Origin of the sequence: Escherichia sp. UTM R2 (assembly GCF_048593455.1) — a bacterium.
Lineage (GTDB): Bacteria > Pseudomonadota > Gammaproteobacteria > Enterobacterales > Enterobacteriaceae > Escherichia > Escherichia coli.
The window spans coordinates 1,384,511-1,396,804 of record NZ_JBFWDY010000002.1 but is presented as its reverse complement, the minus strand read 5'-3'; the positions used below and the strand labels follow the sequence as shown (position 1 = coordinate 1,396,804).

Sequence of the window (12,294 nt, the reverse complement as noted above, 5' to 3'; positions counted from 1 at the left end):
CACAGAGAGAAAAGAAGAAGAGAAAAGAAAACGCCCCTGCCAGCAACTGACAGGGGCGTACGTACCCGAGAGGAATTAACGCAGACCCAGCTGGAAAATCAGCATTTCAGCTTCGCAGGCAAAAGTGAAATCGATATCCAGGCGCACACCGTCAGACTCTTCAGTGAAAGTCGGGGTAATTTTGCAAGGTTCAGATTCCACGCTACGGGCTTTTTCAGTCAGCGCCGCCAGCGTTTGCTCTGCTTCTGCGCGGTTTGCAAACACGCGGCTGTAAGACGCGGTGCAGTCGGAGTTGTCCATAATGGTGCCAACATCCATACAGCAGCAAACCGGGGTTTCATCAGCACTACATTTACTCATCGTTGATTTCCTCTGTATGTGCACCCAAGGTGCCAGATAAACGTTGTGGATATTTTACGCTTCCGGAAAGTGCTGCTCCAGTTGTTAATTCTGCAAAATCGGATAAGTGACCGAAATCACACTCAAAAATGATCTAAAACAAAATTCACCCGAATCCATGAGTGCGCCACCTCCAAATTTTGCCAGCTGGATCGCGTTTCTTAGATCATATTTGAAAAAAGATAGAAACATACTTGCAACATTCCAGCTGGTCCGACCTATACTCTCGCCACTGGTCTGATTTCTAAGATGTACCTCAGACCCTACACTTCGCGCTCCTGTTACAGCACGTAACATAGTTTGTATAAAAATAAATCATTGAGGTTATGGTCATGAGCCAGAAAACCCTGTTTACAAAGTCTGCTCTCGCAGTCGCAGTGGCACTTATCTCCACCCAGGCCTGGTCGGCAGGCTTTCAGTTAAACGAATTTTCTTCCTCTGGCCTGGGCCGGGCTTATTCAGGGGAAGGCGCAATTGCCGATGATGCAGGTAACGTCAGCCGTAACCCCGCATTGATTACTATGTTTGACCGCCCGACATTTTCTGCGGGTGCGGTTTATATTGACCCGGATGTAGATATTTCTGGGCGTTCCGATTTAACGGGCCAGCGTGCTGATGCAGATAATATTGCACCAACTGCGTGGGTGCCTAACCTGCATTTCGTAGCACCTATTAACGATCAGTTTGGTTGGGGGGCTTCTATTACCTCAAACTATGGTCTGGCCACGGAGTTTAATGATAACTACGCTGCTGGTATCTATGGCGGTAAAACCGATCTTCAAACAATAAACCTTAACCTTAGCGGAGCTTACCGCCTTAACAATAGCTGGAGTTTTGGTCTTGGTTTTGATGCTGTATACGCTAAGGCGAAAATTGAGCGTTACGCCGGTTCGCTGGGGCCTTTGTTGTCTCAACAGTTGATTGCCCAAGGTGTACCCGCTTCACTAACCAATGGTATTAATACCCCGGACTCTCAAATTGCTCATCTGAAAGGTGACGAATGGGGCTTTGGCTGGAACGCGGGTATTCTTTATGAACTGGATAAAGATAACCGTTGGGGCCTAACCTATCGTTCAGAAGTTAAAATCGACTTCGAAGGGGATTACAAAAGTTCCATTAACCCAAATCTGAACAACATTTTGGGTAGCATGGGTTTACCGTATGGCACAATGGGTGCAACCCAAAATGGATCCTTGACGCTGAATTTACCTGAGATGTGGGAGATTTCTGGTTATAACCGTGTTGCGCCTCAGTGGGCAATTCACTACAGCATGGCCTATACCAGTTGGAGCCAGTTCCAGGAGTTGAAAGCAAAAGGCGATAGTGGTCAGACTCTGTTCTATAAAGATGAAGGATTCCGTGACGCATATCGTATCGCGTTGGGTACAACCTACTATTACGATAAAAACTGGACCTTCCGTACCGGTATCGCCTATGACGATAGCCCAGTTCCGGCCGATAAACGTTCTATTTCTATTCCTGACCAGGATCGCTTGTGGTTAAGTGCTGGGTTAACCTACGCATTTAATGAAGATGCATCCATTGACGTTGGTGCATCTTATATGCACGGTCAGAATGTGAAGTTTACTGAAGGTGAAGGACCGGCAGCTTATTCCTTCGAGTCTGAAGGTAAAGCCTGGCTGTTCGGTACTAACTTTAACTACGCGTTCTGATAACGCGTTCGCCTGGATAAAGTCACCTGCATAGCAGGTGGCTTTAACTCCCCCACTTCACCGAAAGTAGTTTCCTCATTGCTTGCCTCCTGAGTTTTGCAAACAGCCTGTTGGCAGCTTGCCCTTTCAAATCAATAAGTGGTATCCACAGACAAACCTGAAGGGAAAGGCATATTTTCAGGCGTTCTGCTCGTCCTTCTCAAAGAGTTTACTTTTCTGCATTTCCAGGATACTCCCCCCCCTGGCTATTGTGCGCTCATACACTCAAATTAAAGATAGGTTCTAAATAAATGAGCGTTTTTTGATAGTCTATTTCATTAGGTAATATATATTTGTAACAAATCAATCAAAATGGAATAAAATCATGCTACCATCTATTTCAATCAACAATACCAGCGCAGCTTACCCAGAATCCATCAATGAAAATAACAATGATGAAGTTAATGGATTAGTACAAGAGTTCAAAAACCTTTTTAATGGTAAGGAAGGAATAAGCACCTGTATTAAACATCTACTTGAGCTTATAAAAAACGCCATACGAGTAAACGACGATCCTTATAGATTTAATATTAATAATTCCTCAGTTACTTATATTGATATTGACTCCAATGATACAGACCATATTACTATTGGTATCGACAACCAAGAACCAATAGAATTACCTGCGAACTATAAAGACAAAGAACTCGTCCGTACTATCATTAATGACAACATAGTTGAGAAGACTCATGATATCAATAACAAGGAAATGATCTTCAGCGCATTAAAAGAAATATATGATGGAGATCCTGGTTTTATCTTCGATAAGATATCACACAAACTCAGACATACGGTAACGGAATTTGATGAGAGCGGGAAAAGCGAACCAACGGACTTATTTACCTGATACGGTAAAGATAAAAAAGGCGACTCTCTCGCTATTGTAATTAAAAATAAAAACGGAAATGATTACTTATCTCTCGGTTACTACGATCAGGACGACTACCACATTCAAAGAGGAATTCGTATTAATGGTGATAGTCTCACCCAATATTGTAGTGAAAACGCCAGGAGTGCTTCAGCGTGGTTTGAAAGCAGTAAAGCTATCATGGCAGAATCATTTGCAACAGGTTCCGATCATCAGGTTATAAACGAGCTCAACGGGGAAAGACTGAGAGAACCTAACGAAGTTTTTAAACGTTTAGGTCGAGCAATAAGATATAATTTTCAAGTGGACGATGCAAAATTTAGACGCGATAATGTAAAAGAAATAATTTCTAATTTATTCGCTAACAAAGTTGACGTTGACCATCCTGAAAATAAATACAAAGACTTTAAGGATCTCGAAGATAACGTTGAAAAAAGACTTCAAAATCGCCAGGCGAAATATCAAAATGAAATTAATCAACTATCTGCGCCAGGTGTTAATTTTGATGATATTTAAAATTATTTTTCCAGTTTTTTGATTTTTCAACGCCTGAATATCGGAAATAGTCAGTGACGAACATCAGTATTTTTACATCATTACGTCCGGGTCATTGTCGGTTTATCTCCTTTTACTTGTGGTAATTGAGGGATAACAACAAAAAAGGTGAGTTTTGCGACTCACCTTTTTTATTTGTTTCTTATTCAGAATCAATATCTTTTAAATCATCCTGAATCGCTTGTGCGTTCGGATTTTCCTGCGGTTTGAGTTCGCCGCCATTAGCGATGAAATCATGACGCTGGAAGTACGCTTCGCGCACCATAATATAAGGATCGGACGACTGACGCAGCAGACCATCGGAATCCAACAACTGCGCACGAGTTTCTATCCCTTCAAGCGTCCATTTACCCACAGACATCGGCCAGGTCAGCCAGGAAAGAACCGGGTAAAGACCATCCGCCATATCACCACCGTCATCACGCAGCGTGAAGCTACCGTAGAACGGTAACTGAACGTAAGGCCCATAACCCACGCCATAATGACCAAGCGTACTACCGAAGCGGTGAGGTTCAGTCCGTTGCAGTTTCGGGTTCGCCATCCCTGCAACATCAATAAAACCGCCCATCCCCAAAATGGTGTTCAGGAAAAAGCGGGTAAAGTGGACCATCCCCTGATAAGGGTCGCCCTGCAAGAAGTAGTTAACCATCACCGCAGGTTCTTCAAGGTTGCCAGTAAAGTTGCTCAAACCGTTACGCGCCGGTTGCGGAACATAATCACGCCAGGCGACAGCGACCGGTCGAACAATATACGGGTCTAATACATTGAAGTTGAAGTTGTACATGGTGCGGTTGAACCCTTCTAACGGGTCAGAACGCCCTTGCTGATCTGTACCGGAACTCGCACACCCCACCAGAAGCGTAGTTCCCAGAGCAAGCGCCGACAGGCGAAGCTTCATAAATGTCTCCCTGTTTTTTTATGGCTTATGCAGTTTGCCATCCATGACGGAACGATACCGTATCCGCCTGTTTAGGTGTGGGCGATTGTAACAGCACGTCAACTGATGTCCAGACGCCCTGATTTGCTGATTTGATCATAGCCTGGTAATCGCCGCCCTGTAGGCTACTTGATTCTATAGAAACAGAAAAAGGCAAACGCAGCCTTTTCTACATTTTCAGAGTAACTCCCGTCAGTTGCGAGCAAAAAAGCCGCTACGCTTTAGCTATACGTGCTAATTCAAGAGAAGAGACCATGGACAACGACAAAATTGATCAACACAGCGACGAAATTGAAGTTGAGAGCGAAGAAAAAGAGCGCGGCAAAAAAATAGAAATAGATGAAGACCGACTCCCCTCCCGGGCGATGGCAATTCATGAGCATATCCGCCAGGATGGTGAAAAAGAGCTGGAACGCGACGCAATGGCGCTACTGTGGTCAGCCATTGCGGCGGGTCTGTCGATGGGCGCTTCGTTACTGGCAAAAGGGATATTTCAAGTCGAACTGGAAGGTGTGCCGGGCAGCTTCTTGCTGGAGAATCTCGGTTATACCTTTGGTTTTATTATCGTCATTATGGCCCGCCAGCAATTATTTACCGAAAATACCGTGACTGCGGTACTACCCGTCATGCAAAAACCGACAATGAGCAACGTCGGCTTACTTATACGGTTATGGGGCGTCGTGCTGCTGGGTAATATTCTCGGGACAGGTATTGCGGCGTGGGCATTTGAATATATGCCTATCTTCAATGAAGAAACTCGCGATGCATTTGTCAAAATCGGCATGGATGTGATGAAGAACACCCCCAGCGAGATGTTTGCCAACGCGATCATTTCCGGCTGGCTGATCGCCACTATGGTTTGGATGTTTCCTGCAGCGGGTGCGGCAAAGATTGTGGTGATTATATTGATGACCTGGCTTATTGCCCTGGGTGACACCACCCATATCGTGGTCGGTTCTGTTGAAATCCTCTATCTGGTGTTTAACGGTACGCTGCACTGGAGCGATTTCATCTGGCCCTTCGCACTACCTACTTTAGCGGGGAACATCTGCGGCGGCACCTTTATCTTCGCGTTAATGAGTCATGCACAGATTCGTAACGACATGAGCAATAAGCGTAAAGCAGAAGCACGCCAAAAAGCAGAACGTGCGGAAAACATTAAGAAAAATTATAAAAACCCGGCATAAATGGCGAGGGTTTAAGCAATCGAGCGGCAGCGTACTTACCCCGCACTCCATTAGCGGGTATACTCATGCCGCATTGTCCTCTTAGTTAAATGGATATAACGAGCCCCTCCTAAGGGCTAATTGCAGGTTCGATTCCTGCAGGGGACACCATTTATCAGTTCGCTACCATCCGTACCAGTCCGCAAAATCCCCTGAATATCAAGCCTTCCGTATATTCATGGTTCGTCATGGTTCGCGTCAGATCGTTGACAGCCGCACTCCATGACGGGTAAAAAGTGGATAAAATAATTTTACCCACCGGATTTTTACCCATGCTCACCGTTAAGCAGATTGAAGCAGCAAAGCCGAAAGAAAAACCATACCGCCTACTCGATGGTAATGGCCTGTACCTTTATGTCCCTGTATCAGGGAAAAAGGTATGGCAGCTTCGCTACAAGATTGACGGTAAGGAGAAAATCCTGACCGTCGGAAAATATCCGCTTATGACTTTGCAAGAGGCAAGGGATAAAGCATGGACTGCGAGGAAAGAGATCTCGGTTGGCATCGATCCGGTAAAGGCGAAAAAGGCTTCGTCTAACAACAATTCCTTTAGCGCCATTTACAAGGAATGGTACGAGCACAAGAAGCAAGTCTGGTCAGTAGGCTATGCAAATGAACTTGCAAAAATGTTTGATGACGACATTTTACCTATCATCGGCGGCCTTGAAATTCAGGATATTGAGCCGATGCAACTGCTGGAAGTAATCCGCAGATTTGAAGATCGCGGTGCAATGGAGCGAGCCAACAAAGCCCGCAGAAGATGCGGCGAGGTTTTCCGTTACGCTATTGTCACTGGTAGGGCTAAATATAACCCGGCACCTGACCTTGCTGACGCCATGAAGGGATACCGCAAGAAGAACTTCCCGTTTCTTCCTGCAGACCAGATCCCGGCATTTAACAAAGCACTGGCAACATTTTCAGGAAGCATCGTATCGCTCATTGCGACCAAAGTTTTACGCTACACAGCCCTCAGAACAAAAGAGCTTCGTTCCATGCTATGGAAGAACGTCGATTTTGAAAACAGGATTATCACCATCGACGCCAGTGTGATGAAGGGCCGCAAGATTCATGTAGTACCGATGTCGGACCAGGTGGTTGAGCTTCTCACTACGCTAAGCTCAATCACCAAACCAGTATCAGAGTTTGTTTTTGCCGGGCGCAACGATAAGAAGAAGCCAATCTGCGAGAACGCGGTACTGCTTGTGATCAAACAAATCGGCTATGAGGGTCTGGAAAGCGGTCACGGATTCAGGCATGAATTCAGCACGATTATGAACGAGCACGAATGGCCTGCCGACGCCATTGAAGTGCAACTGGCACATGCCAACGGCGGATCTGTACGTGGAATTTACAACCATGCTCAGTATCTCGATAAGCGCAGAGAAATGATGCAATGGTGGGCGGACTGGCTTGATGAAAAGGTGGAGTGATCCACCTTAACCACTATCGAAGAGCACAAAGTCTTGCAATCCAGTGCAAAGCTTTGTGTGTATAAGTTTTGTCTCACATCATCGCCCCCCACCACACCTAACCGCGCACCGTTGATGATGTACCTGTTCACGGCAAAGATTGCGTCAGGTCTCATGCCGTCATCATGAGCCGGTATCTCTTCACGCATTCCTGTCTACAAATCTTTTAGGTGAGGTCGTGTAGTGTGGATATACCACTCAATCTACAGCTTACCGTCCATTCTGCGAACCGCAACGAACCTGATAGCATCAACTACAGGAAGTTCATCGTTAATGATACCTTTGCGGCAGGCTTGCCCAAGTCATCATGAATAACCTCCTCCAGTCTAGTTATGATGCACTTGTCGAGCGATATAATCTCTTCAACGTAATCCGATGATGGATACGGGAATACCATAGCCAACCTACGGCCTACACTGTATTGATACACAGTATCATCTAGTTTAACCCATCATCAAACTCAATTGATAACCGACAAAGGAAAGATCACTTCCTCTACGCAAATATTTGCTATAGGATAACCATCTTCTGATAAGAGCAATTAATGAAGTCTTGAGATAGATATATGAAATGGATAGCTAAATTCACTGGAATCTCTGCGTTGATTATTGTTGCGGCGATATATGGATACTCTGTTGGAAAATATGAAATTTTCCCATACTCGGTTATGTATGACCTAAAAAAGAAAATCAGTCCTTCTGACGGCAAGATAAAACGGAACCCTATCTACGAAAACAAAAGTAGTTTGTATGATACATTCACATCTAAAAATGACATTGTAATGTTTGGTGACAGTTACATGGAATATGGTAACTGGGGTGATATTTTTAATATGGAAATTAGCAACAGAGGAATAGCTGGCGATGACACTTTAGGGATGCTTGCTAGGATAGACCAAGCGTGGAAACCAAACCCTAAGAAGGTTTTCATCATGGCCGGAATCAATGACATTGACAAAAACATTCCATCGTCTGTAACTATTAAGAATATAAATGATATCGCTTTGATGCTTAATCAGAGAGGTATAGAGGTATACGTTAATTCGGTAGTTTACTCTGGTGAAAGCCAGAAAAAGAGAAACAAATATGTCACAGAAATCAACACCAAGCTGGAAGAACTGTCCAAACATTCCGGCTTCACATACATCAATTTAAACGATGTTCTTGCTCCTAGTGGTGTTATGCTCAAATCATATTCCAGCGATGATACGCATTTGAACAGTGAAGGGTATAAGGTATGGCGGGACAAACTTGAGCCGTACATGCACTGATTAGCCCCGCCAGAGTATTTCTGGCGGGAAGATGCATTCACATACACAAATCATTGCTAAATTGCCAATCTAATGCACATTTATGCAACTAACATCAGCCATTCTGGTGACACCAGACCACTCTAAGGTTAATGTTATGCATTGTATTAAACTGGCTTAGTAAAATGAACAAAATTAAATCAATTCATTACCTAAGGGGAGTCGCTGCGCTACTTGTTGTAGCATTCCATTTACGGGGCATAATCAATAATGCTTATGCGCAGAAAAACCTAGGAGACTTGTTGTTTTTCAGCGGCCCTTCAGGTGTTGACCTGTTTTTCATCATAAGTGGGTTCATAATCGCCTACTCTACCGCCAAGAACCCAACACATGCGCGCTCAATTTTTGTGGTTAAAAGGCTGTTCAGAGTATATCCGGTATATATAATATGCTTGGCAGTTTTCTGCCTTTGCATTGTGCCAAATGATTTTCAATCCTTCATTCGGTCTGCATTGTTGATCCATCTTGACTACACAAAGGAAGCTCCATTCTTTGGTTACAGTCTGATATTACCTGCATGGACCTTGACCTACGAGTTATACTTCTATCTTGTATTCCTGATTGCAATGTCAATCTCCCACAATCACAGATTGATGATTGCGGCTGTGATGCTTATAGTTCCAATGGCTTCCCTGCAAGTCTATTACAATGGGTCAGTAGAACTCAGCGGTTTCACCAATCTGAATGGAAACCCTGATATAGGCTTTATTAAGCTTTTGGCGTCTCCTATGCTTCTGGAGTTCGTGTATGGGATGTTCTTCTATTGGGCGATGGATTACATAAAAAAAGTGCCTCATAAGAATATCATTTTCTTTGCGTGCGTCTCGTTTTCCGTCTGCGCCTTCTTTGCTCGCTATCGTTTCGGTTACGGGCCTCTGAATTTTGGTTTGTGGGCGTTTGTTCTGTTCTTTGGATGCATGGTTTACGAGTCAGGAACAGAAATTAGAGATAACAGGGTGCTTAACTTTCTGGGTGACATTTCATATTCACTCTACATTACCCATGGTGCGGTTAACGCAATCCTCATTACAAAGCTATCATGGATTCCTATATACAACTCTGGACCTGGTTTCGCAAAGATGATTTTTGCTTGCGCGATATTTATCGTCGTCGCATATATAACCTTCAACTTCATCGAAAAGCCATTTATTAAGCTTGGAAGAAAGGTGTGCAATAAAATTGCAAGTGTTTGAATTTTTTTTTGGGGGGGGGTGACACCCCCCAATATTTTTTATGCCACAACAGCCCCATTAACCAATAATCTTTCTGCTCCATTACTGGTACCTGTGCCACCATTTGAGAATCTATTAGTTACGCCATAGAAAAAATTAGGATTTACAAACGCATTTGCGGTTCCTGTTGTCCTTGCCAGCCTGAAAGCATTTATTGTACCAATGAAGGTTATGCCACCCCATGGAAGTTGGATTGTAGTGTCGACATAAGACTGACACCAGACTCCATACGCAAACCCTTTAATGACGCCTCCGATAATTATTGCATTTGAAGGTGTTCCTGCCACATATACAGCTGAGTTAGTAGTGGCGTTTGTGAGGGTTCCTTTTGCATTTAGATTGTTCAGAGAGCTTGTTGTCGCAGCGCCTGAAGCAAATACAACACCGTAACCATCCGTAGTCCTTTCAACCACGATGTTATTTAGTACGTGATCGCCAAAAACTGTAGCTCCTGATGCGGGGGCAAGGAATACGCTATAACCTGAAGCTCTGACAGTTCTGTGACCGTTAACAACCACACCATTAGCCTCACCAGTTATGTATATACCTGACCCCTTGCTATCAAAGTCTACATTGTTGTTCATTGTGAGCTTACCGCTTCCAACCGAATCCTGTATCCGATAGGCACCAGATGATAATTGACCAAAACCAGAAACAATATTGTTAGATAGTATGTCACCATCAACTATATCACCAATTAGAATACCACCAGAGATATTGGATGCATCAATTTTCATACCAACGTTATAGATCAAATTGCCATGAATCATTGATGGTGGATAAGAAACAGAACCATCCGCTCCACCAGAACGGTAAATACCAGTCCAGTTCGTATCACGAATAATATTGTTTGCAATAAGTATCGAGCCTCCGTAAGTCTGATTACTGTTGTACCCAAACTCAATACCATGTCTTTTATTAATGAGAGAGAAATCTTTCGTTGTGAAATCAGTGTTATAGGTAAGGATCGTGTTATTTGCAATGATGATTTCCCTATCAGCAGACAGTGCGTTTACGTTAATTCCTTGGCTTGCATCGGAAAGCAGTAAATTACCAATTATTTTCCCTCCCTTTGAAGCGCCTGGCGTTCCAGTGTAGGAAACGATATCCCCACCGGAGGCAAATGTATTGGTTAGGTCCCAATCATTAAGCCAGCATAAATTATCAATAGCTTGCCACTGCCTGCAGCTCTGGAAGAATATCCCTGCATTTTTCCATCCGATGCTTCTGCAGCGCCTAACAAATGCCTGCTTAAGCCCAATCATTCTAAATCCATTTGCAGTTGCGGCAGCCGTAGATGGTGTCGCACTAACGTTTTTAACTTCCAGTCCCTCAACTTGAAATATAGTCTGGTCGTTAGTGGTTACCATAACGCCGTTAATCTCTGGTGCAGTATATTCAATCGTCATACGATCGGCAGTAACCCATGGATTACTGCCTGTAAATACTATCCCAGTTGATGATCTAAACACACCAGGACTACCAATGCAGCGGTTTTGAGTAGCCCAGTTTGAAAGTCCGGTAGCACTGTCGAAAGTAGAATCATCAGGAACAGCCCCACACTCTGGTGGAGTAAGCGCACCTCTCTTCACGTTTACCCATCGCCCGGAACCAGTAACAGCGGTTGGTTTGATGACAGAAAATCCGTCATCAGCCAGCGTGCTTGTGGCCAACCATCTGAAATAACCACCACCAACACCTCTTCCAGCATGAAAGCTTTTTACCGACACTCTCTCCCCGTTATCAATCAGGGACAACTGGGAGAAGGATTGCAAGTCCGCTACCGATTCGAACTCCCCAATAATCGACATGCCATACGGAGCTTCCAAGTCATATTTTAGTGCGGCAGGGTCGTACTTAAGTACATTCGGAAAATAGAATTGCTGTGCACCATACGCATCATAAACAGCCATAGAATGGCCTTGCACAGTTACGAACTTGGCAATCTGCCCGTTGTACACAGGATATCCTGCAGCATTGATAACAATTGGCTGAGAAACAGGGACGTGAGATCCGTCTTCGTTCTCCACATAAACCTGAATCTGGTTTTCAGGATTTACCGGGTCAGTGTCAATTTTTCCGATATAAATTTTGCCATTGGCAACCGCTTTAAAAGAACGAGCCATAGTGAAGAGTTGCGAAGGCATGCTTACCACAACATTTGCGGTGATATCTGACATTTCATTGCTCCAGACGAATGATATGATGCAACCATGATGTGATTGCATACCGAAATGGTACTATTGAGTATTTATCCAGTAGGTTACGATGCCATTCCACCCAACTGGTGAGGCATCAAGGATGTACAGCAAATACGACGAGGCGCAGTTTCACTTGAGACTTCCGCATGAACTCCACGCGAAAATTAAACAGCGCGCGAAGATGAATAACAGGTCGCTGAACTCAGAGATAATTGCAGCGATTGAAGAATCATTGGCTAAACAAAGCTCTGCATCAGTTTACATTGACGATGCAGAGCGTATGGCAGAACAACAATCCGATATGGTTAAGAAAATTGTCTTTGATACGCTCAAAGAGCTATATAAAAAAGACAGCAGCTAACTATCAGTTACGGAGGATTTATGCA

The 12,294-nt window shown here is 44.1% G+C and carries 9 protein-coding genes, 1 tRNA gene and 1 pseudogene; 8 read left to right on the top strand and 3 right to left on the bottom strand.

The annotated features are described in order from the left end of the window. Positions 1-75: 75 nt before the first annotated feature. Positions 76-360, bottom strand: a complete 285-nt coding sequence (locus tag AB4H76_RS07590; RefSeq protein ID WP_001296261.1) for a YfcZ/YiiS family protein — start codon at positions 358-360, stop codon at positions 76-78. Between the two features lie 371 nt (positions 361-731). Between AB4H76_RS07590 and fadL the strand changes: the two genes are divergently transcribed. Continuing rightward, entirely contained in the window at positions 732-2,072 is a 1,341-nt protein-coding gene (gene fadL, locus AB4H76_RS07585; RefSeq protein WP_001400735.1) for a long-chain fatty acid transporter FadL, read from the top strand. 364 nt (positions 2,073-2,436) lie between these two features. Beyond that, positions 2,437-3,495: pseudogene (gene yfdF, locus AB4H76_RS07580) on the top strand (protein YfdF). A gap of 181 nt (positions 3,496-3,676) precedes the next feature. On the opposite strand, the gene mlaA reads toward yfdF, so the two are convergent. After that, entirely contained in the window at positions 3,677-4,432 is a 756-nt protein-coding gene (mlaA, locus tag AB4H76_RS07575; RefSeq protein WP_000776768.1) for a phospholipid-binding lipoprotein MlaA, read from the bottom strand. 293 nt (positions 4,433-4,725) lie between these two features. On the opposite strand from mlaA, the gene AB4H76_RS07570 reads away from it, so the two are divergent. From AB4H76_RS07570 to AB4H76_RS07550, 5 genes are all read left to right on the top strand, one after another. Further along, the gene (locus AB4H76_RS07570; protein WP_000368140.1) at positions 4,726-5,658 is read left to right on the top strand and encodes a formate/nitrite transporter family protein; all 933 of its coding nucleotides are present in this window, start codon (positions 4,726-4,728) and stop codon (positions 5,656-5,658) included. A 75-nt stretch (positions 5,659-5,733) separates the two neighbouring features. Beyond that, a tRNA-Arg gene (locus AB4H76_RS07565) sits at positions 5,734-5,808 on the top strand. A gap of 161 nt (positions 5,809-5,969) precedes the next feature. Beyond that, positions 5,970-7,127 carry a prophage integrase IntS gene (intS, locus tag AB4H76_RS07560; RefSeq protein WP_088537974.1) on the top strand — a complete coding sequence of 386 codons (1,158 nt, stop codon included), beginning with the start codon at positions 5,970-5,972 and terminating at the stop codon, positions 7,125-7,127. Positions 7,128-7,731: 604 nt separating this feature from the next. Further along, positions 7,732-8,436 (top strand): GDSL-type esterase/lipase family protein, encoded by a 705-nt coding sequence (locus AB4H76_RS07555; protein ID WP_053908436.1) that lies wholly within the window; start codon positions 7,732-7,734, stop codon positions 8,434-8,436. A gap of 164 nt (positions 8,437-8,600) precedes the next feature. Next, the gene (locus AB4H76_RS07550) at positions 8,601-9,668 is read left to right on the top strand and encodes an acyltransferase family protein (RefSeq protein ID WP_157905586.1); all 1,068 of its coding nucleotides are present in this window, start codon (positions 8,601-8,603) and stop codon (positions 9,666-9,668) included. Positions 9,669-9,706: 38 nt separating this feature from the next. On the opposite strand, the gene AB4H76_RS07545 is transcribed toward AB4H76_RS07550, so the two are convergent. Further along, positions 9,707-11,887 (bottom strand): phage head-binding domain-containing protein, encoded by a 2,181-nt coding sequence (locus AB4H76_RS07545; RefSeq protein ID WP_241229361.1) that lies wholly within the window; start codon positions 11,885-11,887, stop codon positions 9,707-9,709. Positions 11,888-12,008: 121 nt separating this feature from the next. Between AB4H76_RS07545 and AB4H76_RS07540 the strand changes: the two genes are divergently transcribed. Continuing rightward, a complete protein-coding gene (locus AB4H76_RS07540; protein WP_000287053.1) occupies positions 12,009-12,269 on the top strand; it encodes an Arc family DNA-binding protein in 261 nt (86 codons plus the stop codon). Positions 12,270-12,294 lie beyond the last annotated feature (25 nt).

Bases quoted from the DNA above. Each gene is read 5' to 3' on its own strand.
- fadL (WP_001400735.1), top strand. From the start codon at position 732: ATGAGCCAGAAAACCCTGTTTACAAAGTCTGCTCTCGCAGTCGCAGTG.
- AB4H76_RS07590 (WP_001296261.1), bottom strand. From the start codon at position 360: ATGAGTAAATGTAGTGCTGATGAAACCCCGGTTTGCTGCTGTATGGAT.
- mlaA (WP_000776768.1), bottom strand. From the start codon at position 4,432: ATGAAGCTTCGCCTGTCGGCGCTTGCTCTGGGAACTACGCTTCTGGTG.
- AB4H76_RS07545 (WP_241229361.1), bottom strand. From the start codon at position 11,887: ATGTCAGATATCACCGCAAATGTTGTGGTAAGCATGCCTTCGCAACTC.
- intS (WP_088537974.1), top strand. From the start codon at position 5,970: ATGCTCACCGTTAAGCAGATTGAAGCAGCAAAGCCGAAAGAAAAACCA.
- AB4H76_RS07555 (WP_053908436.1), top strand. From the start codon at position 7,732: ATGAAATGGATAGCTAAATTCACTGGAATCTCTGCGTTGATTATTGTT.
- AB4H76_RS07570 (WP_000368140.1), top strand. From the start codon at position 4,726: ATGGACAACGACAAAATTGATCAACACAGCGACGAAATTGAAGTTGAG.
- AB4H76_RS07540 (WP_000287053.1), top strand. From the start codon at position 12,009: ATGTACAGCAAATACGACGAGGCGCAGTTTCACTTGAGACTTCCGCAT.
- AB4H76_RS07550 (WP_157905586.1), top strand. From the start codon at position 8,601: ATGAACAAAATTAAATCAATTCATTACCTAAGGGGAGTCGCTGCGCTA.